Consider the following 23519-nt stretch of genomic DNA (forward strand, 5'->3'; position numbering starts at 1 on the left):
CAGGGTGGCCACCGTCTCCTGGTTCGTCGTGACCCCCTCGCCGAACGTGGTGTAGCTGATGGAGACGTTCTCCGCCGTCCCGGTCACCTCATACACGATCGTGGCCTCCCGGTTCGACTCCTCCTGGACATCCGAGATGGCTTCCCGATCACCGCCACCCACAGAATGCACACCACCAACCCCAACGCCGACAGCACGACCCCCGCCGATCGCCAAACCCCGGTTGGTGGCCCGCCCCTGTTTGACCCGGCCCAGACCCAGAACCGAGAGAATCAACCCCAGGATGACCAGCGGCCAGGCGATGAGCCCGATCACCGGAATCGGCAAGAAGATCAGACCCAACCTTCAGGCTCATCCGGTGACCGACTGGCACACCGTGCTCGACAGACTGCCGATCGGAACCGTGCCAGTCTCGCCTGAGATCGCCCGCACCGCAGGACGAATGGCCACCCGTTGTCCCCCATCCGGGTGGGACCGCTGGCATCATCCCCGACGTCGACCACTTGGCAGCTCCAAAGAGCTTCGATGACAACGAGCTGGGTTGAACTGACAGATACTCTCGCCGGCGCGAGCACCGCGCGCAGATCGTCGCCTATCCTACGATTTCCGGAATAAAGTCCGGTAGGGAGCGAAGAAAGCGGTAACCGACTTTGCGAAGCCAATCCATCCAATAGCTCGCATCTCGATCTGTCGGTGCGCACGAGCACGGCGGCCATGATCTCTGGCGAGCCGATGATCATCGGGTGGTCGTTGTTGTCATGACCGGCTCATGATCGAATTGGGGGTACGGTGCGTCACGGATGTTCCACGCCACGTGGTGCAGTACTCCCCATGCCACGGGTCCGTGCCCGGCAGTCGGCGCTGGTCCTGCGCTGCTTCCACCAAGCCCGAATTAGTCGATCTTGTGAAGGAGTGTTCTGGCTGATGGAGCGGGGTGGGGCGGGTGGGACTCGAACCCACGGCCAAGGGATTATGAGTCCCCTGCTCTAACCGGCTGAGCTACCGCCCCGTGGAGGGGAGGTTAGCTTACGGGGGGTGAGCGGGGGTCTTGGTATGGCGGGGAATGGGGGTACGGGGGTGGTCTGGGGAACTGGAGGGGAGGGTGTTGGGGCGGTAGCTGCCGATGGCGGGGCGCCAGGTTATGGGACGGCGATGGGGGTGGGTTGGGGCGGGCGCGGGCGGCCAGGGTGGGCCAGGGTGGGTAGTTCCAGGCGGGCTGGGGGGCCGCCTATGCAGTAAGTGGGGCCTCGGGGGGTGGGGGCGGGAGGGGACGGTGATGTCGAAATAGCGCCGTTCGGGGAGGCTTGGGGTTGCGTTGGGCGGCTTTGACGTCGATCAGGAACATGGTGTGGGCGGGGATTTGTTCGTTGTGGGAGGTGAAGGGTTCTGCGGTGAACCGGAAGGCGGCGTTGGAGGGGAGCCAGCGCTTGAGGTCCACGGCGGCTTGGCCGGCGAGGTGGGGGCAGCGGCCGAGGAGGGGCCACTGGGTCGGGGTGCTCGGCGGAGGTGACCAGGGCGTTGGCCAAGTTGGAGCAGGGTGGTGTCGCGACCACGGCGCTCGCTCCGGCGGTCTGGCTGTGGCCGGCGCTGCTGGGCATCTGGGCGGTGCTCGGCGCCGGCTGCGGCGCGGCGATCACCACGGTCGGCCGGTTGATCCGCGGGTGCGGCTCTGGCGGGTAGTGGCCGGCGCTGTTCGCCGGCCAGTTCGCGGTCTCGCACGCCGGCTGGTTGCTGACCTACCTGCTTGTCGGTCCACTCGGGACGGTGGTCGGCGGGCTCGGCGCGGCGGGTGTGCTCACCACCCGCCTGGCCGGGCCGACACCGCCGGCCGGGTGGGAGCTCCGCCCGGCGGTGCTGCCCGTTGGGGTGGGGGGCGGCTCCCCGACGCGCTCCCGGAAGGGGCTGACCGGCCCCGGTCCGCGACCGCCATAGTGGCCCGAAAGCCGGATGTCGAAGGGGACCGTCATGAGCAACGTTCCGCAGGGCGCGACGCTGTCCGATGACGGGCACTACTGGTGGGACGGCACCGACTGGCAGCTCGTGCAGGACAACGGTGACGCGGGCGGCGCGGGTGGGTCGGACGGCTCGGCCGACGCTGGCACGCCGGTGATCGTCTTCGTCGACGTCTACGCGGGGTCGGCGAATACCGGGCCGGGGCCGCGGGTGATCGTCGACCAGGACGACAACCCGGACGACCACCTGGTGCTGCACGTCGATGCGGGCTGCCTGGCCGTGTGGGGCGAGGGTAACGCCGGCACCGCGGACGGTGTGTACTCCGACAGCTGGTCGCTCGAGGACGGGACCACCGGGACCCTGGACGACCTCAGCCTGCTCCCGGAGCACACCGTGACCCGCTCGGTCCGGCTTGGCCGGCTCGGCGCCGGCCGGCACACCTTCTCCGTCACCCTCAACGGTCAGGCCTTCGGCGAGGACCGCGACTTCGACGTCGCGGGCTGACCACCGCGGCCACTTCGATCGCCGTTCCGGCACCGAAAACCACGGTCGGCGAGACACCATTACGCAAGCCGCACGGCGGGCGGGTCTCGGCGAAGCCCGGTCGGCGAGCGGCGGCGACGGGTGCGCCTTTCGCGGCTCCGGAATCGGAATGATGATTCTGCACAAGCGTCCGGAATCCATGAACGCAAGGCGATCGCCGAACTCTGGGCGCCAGGGGCCGTTTCGCCGAGGAACACGAAGCGGCACATGATCTCGGCGCCGACCCCTTCAGTGGCCGCACACGTGCCCGGGCCGGCGACGCGGACGGTCACCGCAACGTCGTCAAACAATTGACGCCGAGCGGCACTCCGATCGGTGCCGCGGCGTCAGTTGAGGAAGGTCAGGCCGACCGGCCGGCCGAACAGCGGCGCGAACGGGCGGGCCTTGCCGGTGGCCAGGTCGATCTCGACCAGGAACGCCCAGCCGTAGAACTCCGGCGCTACGGCCGCGACGGCCCGGTAGTCGGCGGGGTTGAACGGGCCGGCGGGCGCGGCGCCCGTGATGTCGAAGGCGAGCGCGTCCCGCACGCGCAGGCCCAGCCCGCCGACACTGAACAGCTGTCCGGTGTTCGGCGACACCGGGGTGGCGGCTCCGGGCACCGAACCCTGCAGCACCAGCACATCCCGGGCCGAGTCGATGCCGTAGAGCGCGGTGCTCGTGGCCCCGGTGACGCTGTTGGTGTAGCCGGACCCGACGACCCGGGGCGAGCGGCCCGCGGCCACGTCGGTCGCGGCGTAGGCGAGGTTGGTGTCGGTTCCGGCGACGGCCCCGTTGTCCGGGTTGAGCCGCAGGTTCTGCCCGGTGGCGGTGACCACCCGGATCCGGTCCACGGTGGGGTTGAAGTCGAAGCCGACGGCCCGGCCGGACAGGGCGATCCTGGCGCCGACCGGCGTGACCCGGCCGGTCCGGTGGTCCACCGTGTACAGCTGGCCGGCCGAGGACAGCGCGTACACGATGCCGTTGGCGGGTCGGGTGTCCAGGCCGATCAGGCGCTCGCCCGCGGCCAGCCCGACGACCTTGACGCGGGCGCGGGGCAGCACCGGCCGCCGCACGTCGTGCCGGCTGAGCACGCCGTCGTCGGTCAGCACCAGCAGTTGCCCGGACAGGGCCGGGCGCGGCGCCGCGGTCGCGGTGCCGGCGCCCAGCGTCGCGGCCGCCAGGGCGGCGACCGCGATCGTGGTGATCGTCTTGCGCATGACTGCTCCGTTCTCGAAGGTGACGTCCACCTGCATTCGAGACGGAGCCGGACAAAGTTCGCCGACACCGCGAACTTTCCCCCATCGAGTGAGTAACCGGGTGATTACCGGCCGACATCCGGCGCATCAGGACACCGCATTAGCAAGATCCTCTTGGGGGTTACCAAGATCGCCTCGTCGTTGCATGACCCACCCCATCGTGATAACGTGGATGAATTGCAAGATCTTTTGTGGTCTTAAAGGGGGAAGATCATGACTGCGGACATCACGCCTATTCACGATGTGGCGTTACCGAACAACCGCAAAGGTCTGCCGATCGTTTCGCTCGACGAAGCGCACGCGCCCACGAAAGTCCTTGCACACGAGGACGCGCTGCGTAAATTCGTCGAGGGGCAGGAGATCCAGCCGATTCACATGCGGATCGGGATCATGGGCGCCTGCAATATGCGCTGCAATTTCTGTAACTTCCACTCGCCGAACGAAGAGAACTTCTACGACCTCTTCTCGTTCAAGGATCTCATCCCCACGGCCAAGGCGATCAAGCTCATGGGCGAGTTCGCCGGCACCGGCGGGCGGGCCGTGACGTTCTGCGGCAGCGGCGAGTGCACGATCCACCCCGGCTACACCGCGATCTGCCGGAACGCGCACGAGTTCGGGTTGCGCGTCGGCCTGATCACCAACGGATCCAGGCTGCACACCGAGGATCTCGCCACCTGCGTGGCCGAGACGCACACCTGGGTGCGCATCGGCATGAACGCCGGGACCGAGGCCACCTTCAACATGATCACCAGGGACCGGGAGCAGACGTTCTCCCGCTTCGTCTCCTCGCCCGCCCGGCTGCGGGCGCAAGCCCGTGACCCGGAGTTCCGGGTCGGTTTCAACTTCGTGATCACCCAGCAGAACTACCGGGAGATCCGGGAAGCCGCCGAACTGGCCAAGGAATCCGGCGTGCACTACATCCGGTTCGAGCCGGAGTTCTACAGCGCGTTGGGGCACGAGACGGTCGAGTCGGTGATGTCCGAGGTGACCGACGCGCTCACCGAGGTCGCGACGCTGGCCACGCCCGACTTCGAGGTGTCGGTGCCCAAGCTCGACCGCGGGCCGATGGACGTGACCGACAACGTGGAGGGCGATTTCGAGCACTGCCACTACAGCCGGTTCGTGACCGCGGTCGGCGCGGACGGCCACCTCTACCCGTGCCCGCAGGTCCACCTCAACAGCCGTTACCGCATCGGAAACGTGCTGGAGGAGGGTTACCAGCAGGTGCTCGAAGGCGGACCCCGGGCCGAGTGGGAGGCGTCCAACCCGCGCCGGACCGACCTGTGCAAGTCCTGCTTCTACCGGCCGCAGAACGAGTTGCTGGAGTGGCTGCACCGGGGCCAGATCTCCCTCGACGACGCCCTGGCGAGCTACCGCGTCGAGATTCCCCGGACGCTGCACGCCGACTTCGTCTGACGGCACGACCATGAAAACCGACCTGACGGGTGCCGTCAGCTCGAACGGCATCGAGCTGCCGTTCTCCGCGGAGTTGTTCGAGCCGATGCGGGACAGCACCGCGTTGTGCGGCGATCCGGCCGCCCTGCGTGGCCGGTTGCGAGCCGACGGTTACCTGCTGCTGCGCGGAGTGCTCGACCCCGCCGCCGTCCTGCGGCTTCGAAAGTCCTATCTGGACAGTTGGGCGGCGGACACCTCGAGCCAATCGGCTTACGGGGTGGCCGGGCATCCGGCCTACAACTTCGTCCGCTCGGCGGAGTTCGCGGACTTCGTCGACCAACCGGCGCTGGCCGACCTCGCCGCGAAGCTGCTGGGCGGCCCGGCACACCGGCTGCCGCGGGCCATCCTGCGGCATTTCACCGGCGGCACAAGGCAGTCATCCCGGGCCCACACCGACTTCGCCTACATGGACCAGGGTTCGGAAGACCTGATCACCATGTGGATCCCGGTCGGGAACTGCACGCCGCAAGGCGGCGGGCTGGTCTACCTGGACGGTTCCCATGACGTCGAACCAGATGGCCTGACCGCGTTGCGCTCGGTCACCGACCGGCCAGACGATCCGAGGCCGTTGAGCCATGATCTCGGCTGGGTGGCGCGCTCGCTCGGCCGGCGTTGGCTGTGGACCCACTACCGCGCCGGCGACGTGGCGATCCACACGCCACACCTGGTGCACGCCGCGTTGGACACCAACACCCCGACCGCGCGGGTGTCGGCCGACATCCGGTTCCTGCGCAACGGCGCGCGGGTCGACCCACGCTGGACCCACCCGTGGTCCGCCGTCGACGGCGCCTGACAACGCCCGGCCAGTACCCCGGATCTTCCGTGCGAAGCCCGCACCCGACCGACAGCCACCTCAGGGGCACCGTAACGAAACCCAGCCACAATCAACCCGCGATCCGCACGTTCGCTGGAACGCAACAACAGCAGTTGATCCCGGAGAGGCGGAACAGCTAAATCCGGAGAGGCGGAACAGCGATCAGGGTGTCCACCAGCGACGCGTCGGCGAGCGGGCACACCGGCGCGGTGGATTCGCGGACGGCGCGGGCGAAGTCGATCACCAGCGGGGTGTGCGGGTTGGCGGCCAGGCCGGCGTCCAGCGGGTCGAGCACGATCTCCCCGCCGGGGCCGGTGATCGTCATGCGGTCGGCGGCCGGCCCCGCGCACCAGCTGAACCGGCAGTTCGCGACCGGTCCGGACGACCAGCCCAACCGGACCTGGGCGGTCCGCTCGGCGCCACCGGGGAACGGGTCGGCGATCCCCCCGGCAACCGTGTCCGGTGGGCCGAACAGCCAGCACAGCAGGTCCAGCCGGTGGCTGCCGGCATCGGCGAGCACGCCGCCGCCGGCGACCGAACGCTCGGTGCGCCAGTGCATCGGGTGGTCCCGCGCCGGGTCGAACGGGTGCCGGAAGTCCACCTCCACCTGCCGGACCGGTTGCACGGCAAGGGTTTTCCGCAGCTCGATCAGCGTCGGGTTGAGCCGGCGGTAGTAGGCGACCCCGACCGTCACGCCGCGCTCCGCGGCCAGGGCGGCGAGCCTGCCGGACTCGCTGCCCAGCGCTCCCGCCAGCGGCTTCTCCACCAGCGTGTGCCGGCCGGCGCCGACCGCGGCCAGCGCCACCGGCACGTGCGCGACCACCGGTGTGGCGACGTAGACCGCGTCCACCCCGTGCAGCAGCTCGGCCAGATCCGTTGTGGCTACCGGGATCCCGAACCGGGCGGCGACGTCGGCGGCGCGGGCCCGGGTGCGGCCCCAGATGCCGGCCAACTCCTCGCCGGCTTCGCGCAGGGCCGGCAGCACCCGGCGGACCACGACGTCGCCGTACCCGGCGACCGCCCACCTCACGGGCAGATCGCGATTTTGAGCACGTTCGGCGGTGGGCCGGCGTGCACCTCCGCGCCCTCCGGGGCCAAGGTTCGGTTGGCGGACAACCGGTCGATCGCCTCCGGCAGCTTCTCCAGCGGATAGACGTCGGTCAGCAGCTCGGCGAGCCGGATCCGGTCGGTGTAGACCAGCCGCTGCGCGATCGCCATCGACTCGGCCCGCGCCTGGTCGGTCGGCTCGGCCGCGGTGTGCACCCGCAGGCCCTTCTTCTCCCAGGTGACCAGGTCGAAGGTGACCTTCGTGTCGACGTGATGGGTGCCGAGAAAGACAACCAACCCGTTGTGCCGCACCAGATCCACGCACGCGTTGGCGGTGGTCGGGGTGCCGACCGCCTCGATCGCCACGTCGAAGCCGGTGCCGATCTCGTGCAGCGCGGCCAGGCTGCCGTCCACCTGCTCGGTCCGGTCGGCCCCCAGCTGCCCGGACCGGGCCAGTCGCCACGGGTCCAGGTCGGCCACCACGATCTCGGCCGCGCCGCGCAGGGCGGCCACCTGCAGTGCCATCAGACCGACCGGGCCCTGACCGATGATCACCACCCGGTCGCCGAGCCGCACCCCTCTGGTGGCGTGCACGGCCAACGGAAGCAACTGGAGGATCGCACCCTGCTCGAACGGGATCCGCTCCGGCAGCCGGCCGAGCGCGATCGTCCTGGCCAGCGCGAAGTCGGCGAACCCGGACGTCAGCGGCGTCCGCACGAACACCCGCTCGGCCACGGAGAACCCGGTGACCCCGGCACCCAACTGATGGACGACGCCGGCCACCTCGTGTCCGAAGCAGCCGGTCGCGCAGTGATCACGCAGCCCGAAATAGTGGTAGTAGGCCAGATCGCTGCGATTGCACAACGTGTTCGCGCGTACCATGACCAGCACTTCGCCCGGTCCCGGTACCGGCACCGGTGCCTCGTGCGTGAGCCGAATCTCCTTGCGGTCCACCAACTCGAACTTTCGCATCACTCCCCCATCCCCGATGCCGCGCGGCGGCGCAACCGTCCGTCCGCGCAACATGCGATCAAAGCGCCGGCATACCCGGCGAGCGCCGTCGCCCCGGGTCCGCACCCACCGTCCACCCACTCGGACCCGTCAGCACATAATCGGCTGCGCACACCACCGCGCCCGGTCACGGCGAACAACCGCCCGCTCACGCCGGCCAACGAGATCACGTCGGCGGCGTCACCGGCGCACCGCCAGGCCCCGGCGTCGTGCGGCGTGGCCAGGGGCACCGACCACAGCACGCCGTCCGCCGTCACGGCGAACAAACTCTGGTAGCACACCGCTATGTCGATCGTGCCGGCCGGAACGCGGCAGAACGGCTCCCAGGGTGCCGGCTCGGACAGCGGTTCACGGAAGGCCACCGTGTCGTCGCCGAACAGGCCGTACAGGCCGACCGGGCAGCCCACGATGGCCTCGCGCGGTGCGGCCACGGACCGCAGACCGGGTGCGGTGTCCACGGTCCGCCAGGCGAGGTTCTGTGCGCAGTAGTCCCGGGTGGTCAGCGCGCCACTCCCGGTCACCCCGAACAGCCGGTGCTCGCAGGCCGCCAACGCACGGATCCCCGCGCTGGAGCCGATGTCCTCCCAGTCCTCGGACACCGCGGTCGGCGCCGCCAGCCGGTCCACGACGTTGGCGGTGATCCGGGCCACGATCGGATCCCCCAGCCGGTTGGCCCAGTTCACGGTGGCGGCGTTGAACACCGTGCCGCGGCCGCGCCGGAAGATGCCCATCGTGGCGTGCCCGCCCTGCCCGTAGCGGCGCCAGTGCCGCAGGTCGGCCGTTGCCAGCACGACGAAATCCGGCGGGGTGCCGTCCCGGCCGGTGACCCGCGGCACCCCGTCGAGCTCCTCGAAGTCCGCGGCGTCGGTCTCATAGCCGACCGCTCCGGTGGCGAACTCCTGCCCGTCGCACAGTCCGGTGCCCTCGAACACCCAGTGCTGCGCGAACCGTGCCGTGTAGCCGGCCGTATCGACCTGGGCCATGTCCTCCCAGCAGCCGGCGCCACGGCGGAAACTCACGCCGGTCATGCTGTTCTCCGCGCGGTTGACGGGCGCGCTGGACCACTCGACCGTCGTCCGGTTCGGGTGGACCGCCGCAACCGGATCGCGCACCGCGTCGCGGTAGCAGATCATCGTGCGCAGGTCGTCGGAGAACCGCACCTGCCACCAGCAGGTGTTGCCGGTGAAGAACGCGAGGTTGCCGCCGGCATCGACGAATGCCTCGACGCTGTCGCGCATCTCCCACGACCAGTACTCGTCGTGGCCGGCGCAGATCAGCAGCCGGTAGGAGTCCAGGGCGGCGGCGCCGGTGTGCAGGTCAAGGGCCGAGCAGTACTCCACCGTCCGGCCGGTGGCCGAAAGCCAGCGGTAGAACGGCAAGTCCCAGCCGCCGGCGGTCACCGGACCGCCGCCGGGCCGGTCGAACCGCACCCGCACCGCCCGGTCCGGCTGCTCGGTCAGATACAGCCCCTGACCGGGCACCCCGAGGTGGTTGTACGCCTCCCAGGTCGGGAACGGCACCGAGACCAGGATCGCGGCGGTGGAACCGGGATCGGCCGGGCGCACCACGAAGTGCGGCCGGCTCCGCTCGTCGTCGTCATCCCCGAACTCGGCGCGATAGAGCGAGCTCGGCCACGGCGCCCGTATCGTCCACTTCGGACCCGCGGCGATTCCGGTATGCACCGCGGTTCCGGTCGCGACGTCACGGATGGACACCGGAACCCGGCCGGGCGGCAGGCAGAAGTCGAGTAGGTCGCCCTGGCGTACGGAGGTGTGCGCGGCATAGGCCCCTACCGTCATCGAGACGGCTCCGGGTCCGGTTGCCACGGCCCGGACAGCCGCCCATATCCATACCCCGCTCGCCAGCTCAACGGCTCCAGGTGGGCGTTGAACGGCGCGCCGCCGTCGTCGACCATCGGCGGGCGCGGATGGTCCAGGTGCAGGAACGGGTCGGTGAAGCGCCGCACCGGGCCGTGCAGTTCGAGCCGGGCCAGCAGGTCGTCGTCCTCACCGCCCCAGCCGGCGAATCGTTCGTCCATGCCGCCCACCCGGTCGTACGCGTCCCGAGTGATCCACATGCAGGCGCCGGGCGGCCGAACGAGCACCAGGGATCGCAACACGTCGAGTGGCACGTCGGGTTCGCCACCGGCCACCCGGTCCCGGATCGCGCGGTGGCTCGCCGCGGCGTCCAGCGAGAACATGTTGACGTAGGGCAGATGCGCGTGCCCGTCGGCCACCAGGCGTTCCCGGTTGCGCGCCACGAAATCGCGGTCGGCGAGGATGTCGGCGTCGAGAATGCACAGGTAGCGGGCATTGCCGGCACTGTTCGCCACGCCGACGTTGCAGGCCCAGGACTTGTTGAACGGCCCGTCGTAGGGCAGGAAGAGGTACCGGTCCACCAGTGGATCCACGACCTCGCGCCACCGCGGTTGCTCGTCGGTCTCAACCAGGGTCACCGCGACCGGCCAGGTCTGGTCCCGCAGTGCCATCAGGCAGGCCAGGAGATTACGCACCCGGGAGCCACCGACACTGTCCCGCAACGAGATCACGACGAGCACGTCCGGCTCGCCGGACGGCCGGTGCGGGCGGCGCGCCGCCCATTCCCGCAGCAGGGCGAGGTCGACCGGCTCCGCGTCCGGCCGGTATCCCGGACCGTGGTGGTAGTCGATGCGGATCGCGGCCGCGGCCCGGTCCAACTCGGCGAGGACCGGTGCGAGCCGCTCCGGGCGACCCGCGAGCACCTCGGCCAGTTCCCGGCGCAGCGGCACCTCGGCGGCAATGTTCCCGGGCCGCGCGGTGAGCCGGCGATAAGCCGGCTCGGCGGCCGTTCCGGCCACGAGATCACGCACGTGTCCGGCCACGGCCAGGTAGTACGGCCGGCTTTCCTCCCAATAGTCCACTGCGATTTCGGCTACGGCCGGATCAAAGGCCAGCACCACATAACGAACCAGACGATCCGCCAACGCCTCGGCCTGCATTTTTCCCCCAAGGTCATCGATCAGCGCGGCTCGATGGCCAAATCGCGAAATGTGACGGAGAAGCCGTCCCCTTCCGGCGCGGCGCACATGACGCCGACGTGGGCCTCCCGACCCGCCGGCAGGTACACCAACGACGCCAGGTCGTAGCCCGCCCCGTCGAGCGAGTAGTGCACCTCGACCGCCTCGCTCTTGCGCTGCAGCCGCAGCCACAGGGTGGCCGTGCCCTCGGGCAGCGTGGCGAATGCCCAGTTGGAATGGCCGATCGTGACGACGGTGCTCAGGCGCAACTGCCCGTCGAACAGTTCGACGCCCGCCTTGAGCCAGTGATCGTCATCCACCCAGGCCATGACACCGGCCTGGTCGTACTGATCCCGGTAGTTCCCGTCGATCCGGACGGACACGGTGACGTCGCCGGAAACCGACTCCCCATAGATGTGTCCACTGGCCCGCACGTAGCCATAGCCGGTCGTGTGCCAGAAATCGGTATGATCATCGGCCCTGGCCTCGAGCACGCCCGCATCGTCCGCCCACTGCTTTGGCTCGTTGCGCCAGTGCATTGCGGCACGATAACACCCTCTGAATCGAACTGACAAGCGTCGAATCTGCTTGACAACACCGCTGCGACGTGGGCTAATTCGTCGAACGACGTGGGGGTTTCCGCAGTGCAACGAGACCGAGTCGATGAGCTGCTGCGCGCCCTGCCGGTGGAGCGTGTCCGGGGCGCACCGCTGCGGGCGGTCGTCGCCCGGCTCATCGCGGCGCGTCCGGCCCGCCTGGTGGTCACCAGTGTCCACACGAGACAGAGCGATGGCCTGTGCCGGGAGCAGTACGTGCTGCGGCACGAGCACCGCGACTCGATCAAGGCCACCCTGCTGCGCCCGCCGGACCCGGCGGATCGGCCGGCAATCCTTGTGTGTCAGGGGCGAAACGCGCGACTGGACCAGGTGACCGGCGAGCAGCCGCCCGACTACCCGGACCGCAACGTGGCCGAACAGCTGGCCCGTGCCGGGTTCGTCACGCTGACCCTGGACTACGGCCTGGCCGGCGGTCTGCCCGCGGAGTCGTTGCGGGGCCGCAACGAGGCGGTGGTGCTCGCCCAGGCGCTGGAGCTGGGCGGGCGGTCCCTGCTCGGCGCGCTGGTCGAGGATGCCGTCGCCGGGCTCGACTGGCTGGCCGGTCGCCAAGGGGTGGACCGTGACCACATTGGACTGTTCGGGCACAGCCTCGGCGCCGCGGTCGCCCTACACACCGCGCTGGTGCACGACCGGCCGCTGCCGGTGAGCGCGGCGAGCCATCTCGGCGGCTACCCGACGCTGTTCGGCCGGCTGCTGACCCTCGGCGAGGGCGCCGCGCTGCCCGGCATCCTGCGGCACGCCGACCTCGCCGACCTGTACGGCGCGCTCGCGCCGGCCCCGCTGCAACTCCAGTACGGCCTCGACGATCCGAACCTCGACCGCTCCGACGCGGCAGCCGCGGGCGAGGTCGTCGGCAAGCACTACGCCGACGTCGAGGCGGCCGACCGGGTCGAGGTGCTCGCCCTGCCCATGGGACACGGCAGCGGGATTCCCCAGGCTGCCGAGTTCTTCACCCGGGCCTTCGCAAGGGAGGAACCCGGCGTCTCGGTGCCCGCCGCCCGGATCGTGTTCGACCCGGTGGCACGCGTGGAGATCGCCGAGCGGATCGACCGGGCACTGGCCTCCGGTGCGCTGACGCTCGGCCCGTTCGGGCGGCGGTTCGAGGAACTGGCCGCCCCGTGGACCGGCCGGCCGACCGCCGCGGTGTGCTCCGGCTCGGCCGCGCTGGAGATCGCCTGCCGGATCGTCGGGGTGGCCGGACGGACGGTTCTCGTGCCGGTCAACACCTTCTTCGCCACCGCGGCATCCGCGGTGCGGGCCGGCGCCACGGTCGACTTCGTCGACATGGAGCCGGACGGGCTCGGCATGGATCCGGACGCCCTGGCCGTCGCACTGTCCACACAGGACGACGTGGCCGCCGTGGTCCCGGTGCACATCGCCGGTGTGGTGTCGCCGGCCCTGCGCGACCTGTTGGACCGGTGCGCGGCCGACGGGATCGCGGTGATCGAGGACGCGGCGCACGCGGTCGGCAGCACGCTGGCCGGCCGCCCGGCCGGCGCCTTCGGCCGGCTCGCCGCGTTCTCCTTGTATCCCACCAAGGTGATCACCAGCGCGGAGGGCGGAATGCTCGCCTGCGCGACGGCCGAGGATCTCGACGAGGCGCGCCGGTACCGCGATCAGGGCAAGCTGTCCTTCGAGACCAACGTGCACGGCAGTCTCGGCAGCAACTGGCGGATGAGCGAGCCGCACGCGGCGATCGGCATCGCGCACCTGGAACGGCTCGAGGCGATGCTCGACGAGCGCCGCCGGCTGGCCGCCTGGTACGACGAGCAGCTGCCGTCCGTGCCGCGGATCCGCCCCTACCCGGTCCCGGCCGGCGTGCGCAGCAACTACTACAAGTACGTGGCGCTGCTCGACGAGGAGGTGTCCCGTCCGGACCTGAAGCGGCGGCTTCGCGAGCGGCACCGGGTGGCGCTCGCCGGCGAGGTGTACGACACGCTGCTCTCCGAACAGCCGTACTTCGCCGATGCCTTCGCCGGCCGGGTGTTCGGGCATGCGGCGTGGTTCGCGCGGCACCACGTCTGCCTGCCGCTGTTCAACGGCATGACCGAACGCCAGCAGCGGACCGTCGTGGCCGCCCTGCGCGAGGAGCTGTCGTGAGCGGAAGCGAGGCCGCGGTGCCGGCTGGACTGAGCAGCAGCGCAGCCGCGAGGAACGAGCGGCGAGCAGCGCACGAAGGAAGCCGGCGCCAGCAGCGGCCGAGCGGAAGCGAACCATGGGCACCGTGAGCGGAAGCGAGGCCGCGGTGCCGGCTGGACCGAGCAGCAGCGCAGCCGCGCGGAACGAGCGGCGAGCAGCGCACGAGGGAAGCCGGCGCCAGCAGCGGCCGACCGGAAGCGAACCATCCAACACCGCGAGCGCGAGCGAACCATCCAACACCGCGAGCGGGAGCGAACCATTGAACACTGCCCCGGCGCCGAGCTTGCGAGGCGGCGGGGTTCGACGGCACCGAGCTTGCGAGGTGCCGTCATGAGACCCGCGCCGGGCGCGGCGGGTGTCCTACGGTGTTTCCGCGGTGGCCGGTGGTACGAGTCGGCGGACACCACGGCGGTCGTCGGCGGTTTGCGGGTGTGCCTGGCGCCGGAGATCATGCTGCGGGGCGACGCCAGGAAGGCGCCGGCCGGCCCGTTGCGCATGGCCGGCGCCGCCCGGCGCGAGATCCTGCGCCGCGCGGTGTCGTCGTTCCGCGACGGGGCACCGGTGGTCGGCGGGATCGGTGCCCAGGACCCGGCCGGCTTCGCGGCGTCCCTCGGTGAGATCGTCGGCCTGCCGGAGTCACTGGTGTGGCGGTGGTGCGATCTGCTGGCCGCCTCGATAGCGGAGTTGGCCGAGGTCGCACCCGATCGGCACAGTACGTTGGTCTGGTTACCCGGCAACACGTTCACCTGTCTGGTGGCGGTCGCCGAGGCGGTGCTGCGCGGCTCGGTGGTGGTCGTTCGGCCGAGCAACCGGGAGCCGCTGTCCAGCGCTCGGTTCGTCGCCGCGCTGTTGGACGCCGGCTGGCCGGCCGATCGGATTCGCTTCTGTCCCACCGAGACCGCGATGCTCGACCCGCTGATCCGGCTTACCGACCGGCAGATCGTCTACGGCGGGGAGACCGTGGGGGCTGCCGTCAGCGATGTGTCCACTGTGGAGTTTCGCGGTCCCGGCCGGGCCTGCGCGATCGTCGCGGCGGACACGGATCCGGATCACACGGCGGCGTGGCTGGCCGGCCTTGTCGCCGCGGACTCGGGCCGGTTCTGCACCAACGTGTGCACGATCGCGTGCCTCGGCGACCCGGCGGCGCTGACGAACCGGCTCGGCGCGCTGCTGGACGGCATCGAACTGGCGGCCGACCCGCGCTGGCCGGTCGGCTGGGTGAGCGAGCGAACGGCCGACCGCACCGCGGACTTCGTCGCCGGCCGGACAACGGCCGCCGACCGGCGGCTGACCACGCGCGAACTCGTCGTGCACTCCGGCGGCCGCACGTTCCTCGCGCCCACGCTGCTGCGGCTGCCGTCGCCGGCCGGACACCCGCTGGCCGGCTGCGAGCTTCCGTTCCCGTTCGCGTCCGTGGTCGCCGCCGACGAGCCGGCCGTCCAGCGGCTCGTCGCCCGGTCCCGGTTCGTCTACCGCACGGGAGTCTCCGCATGACGGTCCCGCGACCCGAACCGCCGCTCATGGACGCCATGCGGGACCTGGTACCGCCGCTGCGCCACGACCGCGACGACTGGACCCGCCGCATGATGCGCTGGCACTTCTCGGCGGAGACCGGATCCCCGTTCTGGCTGCGCCGAAAGACCGAGCTGCCGTTCGATCCCGTTCGCGACGTGACCGAGTACGCCGCGCTGGAACTGTTCGGCTACTTCGACAAGACCGCGCTGCGCTCCGCACGGGCACGTGACCTGCTGCCCAAGGGATTCGCCGGCCGGCCGTTCCGGGTGATGGAGACCGGCGGCACGACCGGCCCGCCCTGCCGGGTCGTCGACGTGACCAGGGGTCGCTATGACGTGGCGATGTACCGGGCGATGCTGACCGCCCGCGGCCTTGCGGGCGGCGACGTGCTGGCGATGACGCCGAGCGGGCCGCACGCCTACGGGCATTTCGTCGCCCGACTCGCCGACAGCTGGGCCGGTGCCGTGCACTTCATCGACTTCGACCCGCGTTGGGTGAAGAAGTCCCTGCTCGGCCGCGGAAACGCGCGCGACTACGTTGGGCACCTGATCGAACAGACGACCGTGCTGCTCGGCGCCGAAGGTCCCGACCTGCTGTTCACCACGTCCCGGCTGCTCCTCGAACTCGCCGCCGAGCTGCCGAAACCGCTTGCCGCCTACGGGGTCCGCGCCGTGTGCACCGGCGGCACGTCCTGCTCGCGGGAGGAGGTCCGGTACCTGCGCGCGGAGCACCTCGACGGCGTGCAGTGGATCGACACCTACGGCAACACCCTGATGGGACATGCCCTGCAGGCGGACCGGCCGGACGGCACGCACAGCTATCACCTCCCGCCGCCGCTGGCCTTCATCGAGGTGGTCGACCCGGTACGGCCGCAGCGCCGGGTGGCCACCGGCGAGCGCGGCCGGGTGCTGGTGAACACGCTGCTGGAAGACCTGTTCATCCCCAACCTGCTCGAGCGGGACAGCGTGCTCCGGGTGGGTCCGCACGAGTGGTTCCCCTGGGACGGCGTGGCCGATGTCCAGCCGTACGCCGACGACGAGACCGAAGCGACAGAAGGCGTCTACTGATGGACGAGCAGAACGGCTCCGCCAGGGCCCGATGGGCGGTGGCCGGCCTGTTCTTCATCGTCGGCATCGTCCTGTCCACCTGGTTCACCCGCATCCCCCAGTTCAAGTCGGGCCTGTCGCTGTCCGACGCCGAGTTGACCGTCGCCCTGCTCGCCCCCACCGTGGGTGCGCTGACCGGCATGCAGTTCGCGGGTCGGCTCACCGCCCGGTACGGCAGCGCGCCGATCGCCCGCGTCGCAACGGTCCTCGCGCCCCTCGCCCTCGTCGTTCCCGCCGCGGCCGGTGATCTGACCATCGCGATCCTGGGCCTGCTCGTCTTCGGCATCGTCGACGGGATCACCGACGTGGCCGTCAACGCCCAGGGCGTCGCGGTGGAACGAGCACTGCGCCGCCCGGTGCTGTCCGGCATGCATGCCGCCTGGGGCATCGGCGCGATCGTCGGCGCACTGTCCGGAGCCGCCGCCATCGCCGCCGGACTGACCGTCCTGCAACACTTCGCCGCGATGGCCGCCGGCACCGTCGCCGTCGCCCTTGTGGCCGGCAGCCAGTTGCTGCCGGCCGGCGTCGACCGCAGCCAGACCGGCGGGGAGAGCCCGAAACCGAAGCGGTCGTGGCGTTCCGGGTGGACCCGCCGGGTCCTCGGGCTCGGCCTGCTCGGCGGTGCCGCCATGCTCTGCGAAGGTGCGATCTCCAACTGGAGCGCGGTGTTCCTGCAGGACGAGCTGGCCGCGACCGCCGCCGTCGCCTCGCTGGGCTACTCGGTGTTCACCGTCGTCGAAACCGGGACCCGGCTGGTCGGCGACAGCGTGCGCGGCCGGATCGGCCCGGTGCTCCTGGTTCGGGTGTCGGTCGCGCTGGCGATCGCCGGGCTCGCCCTTGTGCTGCTCGGGTCCCCGGCGGACACCGTGTGGCTGGCCATCGTCGGCTTCGGCGTCCTCGGTGCGGGCCTTGCGACGCTGAACCCGATCGTGTTCAGCGCCGTGGGCCACGGAAGCGTGCGGGATGCCGGCTCCGCGGATGCCGCGGGCGAGGCGATCGCGCACTACACCACCATGAGCTACGGCGGTGTGCTCGCCGGTCCCGCCGTCGTCGGTTGGCTGTCCGGCGGGATCGGCCTGACCGGCGCCCTTGCCTGCCTGTTCGTCCCGCTGCTCGGCATCGCCATGTTCGCCAGGTTGACCGCTTCCGCCGAGCCCGTGGTCAAGCCCTCGAGTTGACGACGTAGCGCCGGTACGTCTCCGCCAGGGTCGCGGGTACCAGACCAGTTCGGTGCGGTGTAAGGAAATGCGAGCTGACGATGTCGGTGTCCGCGGCCGGCGCGGGCCGGGACGATGCCGGCAGCACCCAGGGCCTGCCGGCCCGGTTACCGTGCTGACCCGGGGCCGGCAGCCAGGATTCTCGTTCGTCCACTTCGGACAGTAGGTCCGGAAGTGCCGTGTCGGGGTTGCCGACCATGATCTCGGCGGCCGCGGCCGCGCGGGTCAGCAGCTCCGGGGGCGGTTGGTCGCGGCCCGGCTGCACCAGCGGCAGCACCGACCGGGCGGTCAGCCATTCGCAGGCCAGGGCGTGCAGCAGCACCGAGCCGGGTGCCGGCGGTTCGTCCGGTTCCAGCATCCGTACCTGGTCCATGGGTTCGAGGCCGGCCGGGTTCGCCGTCCCGGCGCCGGCCCCGCACCACGGGCAGGGCAACGGCCGCACCGACACCCGAACCTCGGGTGCGATCAGCCAGGTCGTGTGCACCGGTTGCCGGCGGAGTGCAGCCGCCTCCCGTTCGGCCATCCGGCGCAGCACACCGTCCAGCCCGGCCGGGTCCGCGGCGGCGCCGGACCGGATTGTCGGTGCCGGGGCCTGCGCCGCGGTCCGCGTCCCGGTGTCGGCGGCCAGCGTGGCGAACTCGACGAGGGCGTCCCAGCCGGCCACGGTCAGCGCCCTGCGGTCCCGCCCGGACAGACCCATCTCGAGCCAGGAGAGCACGGCGCGGCGGCGCAGCGCCGGCACGAAGTCGGCGTCGTCCGCCTCGGTCGTGCCGGACCGGTGCAGGTCCGCACCGAGCAGGAAGGCCGCCGCCCACACCTCCAGACTCAGCGCGGCGGACAACGCTTCCGGGTCGCCTTGCGCCCGGGCGGCCCGCCACTCGGCGACGACCTGCTCGGCCCGCACCCCGGCCAGGCCGGCGTGATCCCGCCACTCCCAGGTGAACGGGTGCTCCGGCGGATCGCCCGCGGACAGCGGCCGAAGCCCGCACCGGGACTCCCGCAGCTCCACGGCAAGCCCGCCGGCACCGGCCCGCTCCGGCGCCGGCACCGGGGACCGGCCGTCGCCGTCCCACCACGCCGGCGGTGGCTTCCAGTGCTCGTCGTAGACCGTGACCGGACGGCGCCCCTCGTTCCCGTACGGGGACAGGCTCACCACGTCCGCGTGCTCCACCAGGTTGGGCACGGTGGCGAGGACCGCGATCCCCCGTTCGGCACAGAACGACGTCACCAGGTGATCGTCGTCGACGTAGGAGTCCGGCACCCCGGCCAGGTACCGCGCCAGCGCCTCGGCATGGGCCATCGGCAGCGCAAGGGCGAGCGTGGGAGTCCACTCCACCGCCGACAGCTCGGCGAACGGGTGGCCGGCCACGGCGGCCCGGCGGACCGCGTAGGAGTTGCGCGGGCTGGTCTGCTGCACCGACAGCGTGACACCATCGGCCGGGCGAGCGGCCAGGGCCTGGTGCAGGTGCTCGGCGAACCCGGCCATCGGCAGGATGTCGTCCTGGAGCACCACATGGTGGGTGGCGCCGGGCGCGATCGCCGCCCAGGCCCGCTTCGCGGTCCGCAACGGGCTGCGCGGACCGCCGGGGTCGGGATCCACGACCACCCGGACGGGCAGCGGGTCGCACGCGGCGAGCAGTGCCGGAATGCGGTCGTGCCGGCTCGGGTGGTGCATCACCACGACGCTGAGCACAACCGGATCGTTCGCAGCCATGGTGATCAGTCCTTGCCGATGCCCATGTGGTGCAGGACGTTGCGGGTCAGCACCTGCAGGCCCGGGTCGACCGCGAGCGCACCGGGATAGTTCGTCGCGCCGGCGTTGAGCACGCGTCCGCCGGCCGGGCGTTCCCAGTAGATGAGGTCCGCGCCGTGGCCGGAGTCGGCGCCCCAGTGCGCGACGAACCGCGGTCCGTGGTCGGCGTGGGCGAGCACGGTCAGGCCCTTCGGGTCCAGCGCCGGCATCCCCTGCACCTCGGGGAGGCCGTCCACCTCGTACCCGCTGACGGCGGGGCCGTCGTGCGATCGGGTGCCGATCAGGCCGCCGGGCTCCAGTGGCACCGGATCCGGGTGGTGCAACAGGAAATGCTCGGGTGCGGTGACCGTGAACGGCGCGAACGCGGTGCGGTCGCCGCTGTCGACCCAGCCGAGCGTCTCCAGGCCGAGCAGTTCGCTCGGCGCCTGCCCGAGGTAGGACCACTTGCCGCCGGGCCGGCCGTCGGTGTGCCAGCGCTCACCCCACTCCTGCGGCGGCAGCCAGGCGACCCCGGTGCCCTCACCGGGATGCGTGGTCTTGCGAGTCTCGATCACCTTGGTGTCCTGGTCGTAGCCGACCCGCCAGAACGCGGTGTTGCCGCTGAAGCAGAGCACGTTGCCGCCGCCACTGAGGTATTCCTCGACGCCGTCGCGCATGCGCTGGGTCCAGTACTCGTTGTGCCCGACGATCATCAGCGCCGAGAACTCCTCGAGCAGGCCGGGATCGGCGTCGAGCTCGGCGTCGGTGATGCACTCGTAGGCGTAGCCCTCGCTGGCCAGCCAGGACTCGGCGTGCCGCTCCGGGCGGACCAGGTGCTGGTGCACCGTCGCGTCGCACAGGTGGCTGGGGTGGCGGAACGGCCGCACCCGCGGCATCGGCAGCTTCATGCCCAGGTTGAAGAACAGCCGGCCGCTGATGTTGCGGGTGTAGGCGGACGAGGCGAGCCCGGGGATGTTGACGCCGTCGGTGGACCGGCGCGCATAGGTGGTCCAGGTGAACGTCGCGTACAGCAACGCGACCGAGCGGGGCCGCCGCGGCACCGGGCGGACCACCACGAACGGCAGCTCGAGCGGGTCGTCGTCGGCGCCGGCCAGCGTCACCCGGACGTAGTAGGTGCCGCTGTCGGCGTCCGGCGGCACCAGCACCTCGGCCGCGGTGGGCCAACCGCAGTCGACGAGGTCGTCGGAGGAGAACCGGATGCTGCCGCCGCGGGTCGGGTCGGTGTCCGGGTCGTAGCCGGGCCGGCCGATCGCCGAGGAGGCCGGTGGGCCGGGAATGTTGAGGGTGGGGGTGTTCACCAGCGTCAGGTGCCGGTCGTGCCCGCTGACGTCGGCCGCGGTGCTGCCGGCGATCTCCCGCAGCGGCCAGTGGGCCAGCAACGCCGCCGACGCCACCGGCACGGCCTTCGACATCGCCCGGTCCTCGGTCAGGGCGACCACCTCGTGCCGGGTCAGCGTGCGGGAGAACAGGGCCACGTCGCTCACGTCGCCGTCCAGGAGGTGGTCGACCAGGCCGCTCTGCGCGGCGGCCGCGACCCGGACCGTGCCGGGCGGACCGGCCGGGGCGGCCGTGCCCTCGGCCGCGACGGTGCCGTCCACCCACAGCCGCACCCGATCGCCGTCGACGGTGAACGCGAGGTGCACCCACTCGCCGAGCCGGTGCAGCAGCGACGACCCGGAGAAGGTCCAGTTCGCGCGGTCGTGGTGGTCGCCGTCGCCGAGGTAGCAGCCCGGATGCCCGTCGGCGTCGACGCCGATCGCCCAGCCGCACCGGTTGGGGTAGTCAAGGTCGCTGACCACGGCCGCCCAGCTCGACGTCTCAACGGTGGCCGGCAGGTGCCACACCCGGACCCAGGCGGAGACCGTCATGGGGCGGCCGACCGGTGCGCCCCCGGCGACGCCGTACGAACCGGGGTGCACGTCGTGCCGGTTCGCACTCGGCACCGACGCGCTCGCCAGCCAGGTCACCTCGGCCCGGTCGGCCGCGTCGTCGGGCTCGGGCAGCAGCAACGCGCCGCGGCCCAGCCGGCCGACCGCGATCTCGTGCGCCGCCGGCGCCGAGAGATGCACCCGGAGCACCTCACCCGGGCGGACGCCGAGCGGGTCCACGTAGCCCATGAGGCTGGCGATGCGGATCGGACGGTGCCTTGGCGCCCGGTGCGCCGACCGGTCGCCGACCCGCACCTCCCACGCGCCGGCCGATGCTGCCTGTCGTGCTTCCGTTGGCATGTGCCTTCCCAACCTGTGAGTGCGTACCGAACGATTGCCGATGCTTCAGCCGACCGGCGGTGGGGACCGCAGAGGACGGGTCAACTCCTCGAACTCGACGCCCCCGGCCATCGCCGAGGTGAGCTCTTCCCTGCTGATCTGCTCGCGGGACCAGGACCCCATCAGCCGGCCGCGGTTGAGCACGACGAACCGGTCCCCGATCGGATAGGCGTGCTGCGGGTTGTGGGTGACGAACACGACCCCGGCGCCCCGGTCCCGGGCGGCGGCGATGAACCGCAGCACCGCCGCCGTCTGCTTGACGCCCAACGCCGAGGTCGGCTCGTCCAGGATGAGCACCCGGGCGCCGAAGTACAGGGCGCGGGAGATGGCGACCGCCTGCCGCTCGCCGCCGGAGAGGGTGCCGACGGTCTGGTCGGGGTCGCGGACCGCCAAGCCGATCTTGGCCAGCTCGGTGCGGCACACCCGCCGGCAGGTCGCCGCGTCGAGCAGCCGCAGCGGACCGAACCGACGGGTCGGCTCGGCGCCGAGGAAGAAGTTGCGCCAGATCGACATCAGCGGCATCGTCGCCAGGTTCTGGAAAGCGGTGGCGATGCCGTGCGCCCGGGCGTCGCCCGGTGAACCGAACCGCACCGGCCGGCCGTCGACCAGCAGCTCGCCCTCGTCCTGCGGGTGCACGCCGGAGAGCACCTTGATGAACGTCGACTTCCCCGCGCCGTTGTCCCCGAGCACGCAGGTGACCTGCCCACCGCCGACGGCGACGGAGACGTCGGACAGGGCGTGCACGCTGCCGTACCGCTTCGACAGGCCGCGGCCCTCGAGCAGCCATGCCGGCCGGGTCATCGCACCGCCCTCCGGACCAGGTTGTTCACCAGGACGGCGAGCAGCAGGATCACGCCGAGGAACAGGAACCGCCAGTCGGTGTTCCAGCCGGAGAACTGGATGCCGATGAACGCCATGCCCACGATCACCGCGCCGAGCGAGGCGCCGACCGGCGAACCGTAGCCACCGGAGAGCAGCGTGCCGCCGACCACCGCGCACACGATGTACATGAACTCGTTGCCGACGCCCTGGGTGGCGGTGACCGAGCCGAGCCGGGCCGCCACCATGATGCCGACCAGCGCCGCCGTCATCGACGTCGCCATGAACAGGCCGATCTTCACCCGGTTGACCGGGACGGCCATCATGCGCGCGGCCGCCGGGTCGCCGCCGACGGCGAAGATCCAGTTGCCGGCGCGGGTCCGCTTGAGCAGCAGCGCCGCGACGACCGTGATCACGATCCACCACAGCACGCTCACCCGGAAGTCCCACGTCGAGAACGTCCCGCCGAACACGGCGTGCACCTGTTCGTAGCCGGCGACCGTCCGCAGCCCGTCGACCCGAACGTTGTCGGTGATCAGCTTGGTCACGCCGAGGTTGACGCCCTGCAGGGTGAAGAACGTCGCCAGCGTGACGATGAAGCTCGGCAGGCCCGTGCGAACCACCACGAACCCGTTGAGCCAGCCGATCGCGGCGGCGAACCCAAGCGCGGCCGCGACGGCGACCCAGAGGTTGACGCCCAGCCGCGTGCTCAGGATGCCGACCAGCAGCCCCGCGCTGCCGACCATCACGCCGGCCGACAGGTCGAACTCGCCGGCGATCATGAGTAGCGCCACGGCCACCGAGACGATGCCGATGGTCGAGGCCACGTCGGTCCAGTTCGCGACACCGCCCGGGGAGGCGAACCGGACCGTGCTGACCGAGAAGAACGCGCCGATGACGATCACCGCCGCCAGCGCCCCCAACTCCGGGTGCCGCATCAGCCGGATCATCGGGCCCGGGCGGTGCGGCCGCTGCTCGGCGGGGCCGGGTGGCGCCGCCGGCTTGGGGCGCAGCGCGACGTTGCCGTTCATGG

At 71.2% G+C, this 23519-nt stretch carries 18 protein-coding genes, 1 tRNA gene and 1 pseudogene; 8 read left to right on the forward strand and 12 right to left on the reverse strand.

Features of this window, described 5'->3' with window-relative positions; genetic code table 11:
• Together VFV67_RS27095 and VFV67_RS27100 are read right to left on the reverse strand one after the other, a co-directional pair.
• A pseudogene (locus VFV67_RS27095) lies at positions 1–342 on the reverse strand (DUF4190 domain-containing protein); the annotation flags it as partial.
• 593 nt (positions 343–935) lie between these two features.
• A tRNA-Ile gene (locus tag VFV67_RS27100) sits at positions 936–1009 on the reverse strand.
• A gap of 497 nt (positions 1010–1506) precedes the next feature.
• Between VFV67_RS27100 and VFV67_RS27105 the strand changes: the two genes are divergently transcribed.
• Entirely contained in the window at positions 1507–1680 is a 174-nt protein-coding gene (locus VFV67_RS27105; protein WP_326473484.1) for a hypothetical protein, read from the forward strand.
• Positions 1681–1965: 285 nt separating this feature from the next.
• Complete coding sequence (locus VFV67_RS27110; protein ID WP_326473485.1) at positions 1966–2457, forward strand: hypothetical protein; 492 nt, start codon at positions 1966–1968, stop codon at positions 2455–2457.
• A 365-nt stretch (positions 2458–2822) separates the two neighbouring features.
• Here the strand turns inward: VFV67_RS27110 and VFV67_RS27115 are convergent, their stop codons facing one another.
• Entirely contained in the window at positions 2823–3692 is an 870-nt protein-coding gene (locus VFV67_RS27115) for a DUF4394 domain-containing protein (RefSeq protein ID WP_326473486.1), read from the reverse strand.
• 252 nt (positions 3693–3944) lie between these two features.
• Here VFV67_RS27115 and VFV67_RS27120 point away from each other — a divergent pair, with 252 nt between their 5' ends.
• Entirely contained in the window at positions 3945–5147 is a 1203-nt protein-coding gene (locus VFV67_RS27120; RefSeq protein ID WP_326473487.1) for a radical SAM protein, read from the forward strand.
• Between the two features lie 10 nt (positions 5148–5157).
• On the forward strand, positions 5158–5979 hold the full coding sequence (locus VFV67_RS27125; protein ID WP_326473488.1) for a phytanoyl-CoA dioxygenase family protein: 822 nt from the start codon (positions 5158–5160) through the stop codon (positions 5977–5979).
• 157 nt (positions 5980–6136) lie between these two features.
• On the opposite strand, the gene VFV67_RS27130 is transcribed toward VFV67_RS27125, so the two are convergent.
• The 5 genes from VFV67_RS27130 to VFV67_RS27150 form a co-directional block, all read right to left on the reverse strand.
• The gene (locus VFV67_RS27130) at positions 6137–7030 is read right to left on the reverse strand and encodes a Gfo/Idh/MocA family oxidoreductase (protein ID WP_326473489.1); all 894 of its coding nucleotides are present in this window, start codon (positions 7028–7030) and stop codon (positions 6137–6139) included.
• Complete coding sequence (locus VFV67_RS27135) at positions 7027–8019, reverse strand: zinc-dependent alcohol dehydrogenase (RefSeq protein ID WP_326473490.1); 993 nt, start codon at positions 8017–8019, stop codon at positions 7027–7029. The genes VFV67_RS27130 and VFV67_RS27135 overlap by 4 nt, the downstream gene beginning before the upstream one ends.
• Positions 8019–9857, reverse strand: a complete 1839-nt coding sequence (locus VFV67_RS27140; protein WP_326473491.1) for a N,N-dimethylformamidase beta subunit family domain-containing protein — start codon at positions 9855–9857, stop codon at positions 8019–8021. The genes VFV67_RS27135 and VFV67_RS27140 overlap by 1 nt, the downstream gene beginning before the upstream one ends.
• Entirely contained in the window at positions 9854–10957 is a 1104-nt protein-coding gene (locus tag VFV67_RS27145; protein WP_326473492.1) for a galactosyltransferase-related protein, read from the reverse strand. Before VFV67_RS27145 ends, VFV67_RS27140 begins: the two co-directional genes overlap by 4 nt.
• Positions 10958–11055: 98 nt before the next feature.
• Positions 11056–11592 (reverse strand): DUF1349 domain-containing protein, encoded by a 537-nt coding sequence (locus VFV67_RS27150; protein ID WP_326473493.1) that lies wholly within the window; start codon positions 11590–11592, stop codon positions 11056–11058.
• A 105-nt stretch (positions 11593–11697) separates the two neighbouring features.
• Between VFV67_RS27150 and VFV67_RS27155 the strand changes: the two genes are divergently transcribed.
• The 4 genes from VFV67_RS27155 to VFV67_RS27170 all read left to right on the forward strand — a co-directional run bounded on the left by VFV67_RS27155 (position 11698) and on the right by VFV67_RS27170 (position 17608).
• Positions 11698–13770: a DegT/DnrJ/EryC1/StrS family aminotransferase gene (locus VFV67_RS27155; protein ID WP_326473494.1), complete on the forward strand. Its 2073-nt coding sequence runs from the start codon at positions 11698–11700 to the stop codon at positions 13768–13770.
• Between the two features lie 369 nt (positions 13771–14139).
• Positions 14140–15303, forward strand: coding sequence for an aldehyde dehydrogenase family protein (locus tag VFV67_RS27160; protein WP_326473495.1), 1164 nt, complete (start codon positions 14140–14142; stop codon positions 15301–15303).
• A complete protein-coding gene (locus tag VFV67_RS27165) occupies positions 15300–16391 on the forward strand; it encodes a hypothetical protein (protein ID WP_326473496.1) in 1092 nt (363 codons plus the stop codon). Before VFV67_RS27160 ends, VFV67_RS27165 begins: the two co-directional genes overlap by 4 nt.
• Complete coding sequence (locus tag VFV67_RS27170; RefSeq protein ID WP_326473497.1) at positions 16391–17608, forward strand: MFS transporter; 1218 nt, start codon at positions 16391–16393, stop codon at positions 17606–17608. The genes VFV67_RS27165 and VFV67_RS27170 overlap by 1 nt, the downstream gene beginning before the upstream one ends.
• Here VFV67_RS27170 and VFV67_RS27175 read toward each other — a convergent pair.
• From VFV67_RS27175 to VFV67_RS27190, 4 genes are read right to left on the reverse strand one after another with little or no spacing between them, the layout of a single operon-like run.
• On the reverse strand, positions 17592–19361 hold the full coding sequence (locus tag VFV67_RS27175) for a hypothetical protein (RefSeq protein ID WP_326473498.1): 1770 nt from the start codon (positions 19359–19361) through the stop codon (positions 17592–17594). The two genes, VFV67_RS27170 and VFV67_RS27175, sit on opposite strands and share 17 nt — an antisense overlap.
• A 5-nt stretch (positions 19362–19366) precedes the next feature.
• Positions 19367–21628, reverse strand: coding sequence for a N,N-dimethylformamidase beta subunit family domain-containing protein (locus tag VFV67_RS27180; RefSeq protein ID WP_326473499.1), 2262 nt, complete (start codon positions 21626–21628; stop codon positions 19367–19369).
• A 45-nt stretch (positions 21629–21673) separates the two neighbouring features.
• On the reverse strand, positions 21674–22468 hold the full coding sequence (locus tag VFV67_RS27185) for an ATP-binding cassette domain-containing protein (protein WP_326473500.1): 795 nt from the start codon (positions 22466–22468) through the stop codon (positions 21674–21676).
• Positions 22465–23517 (reverse strand): ABC transporter permease, encoded by a 1053-nt coding sequence (locus VFV67_RS27190; protein WP_414636355.1) that lies wholly within the window; start codon positions 23515–23517, stop codon positions 22465–22467. The genes VFV67_RS27185 and VFV67_RS27190 overlap by 4 nt, the downstream gene beginning before the upstream one ends.
• Positions 23518–23519: the final 2 nt, after the last annotated feature.

The organism is Actinophytocola sp. (assembly GCF_035762905.1).
Taxonomy (GTDB): Bacteria; Actinomycetota; Actinomycetes; order Mycobacteriales; family Pseudonocardiaceae; genus DASYTH01.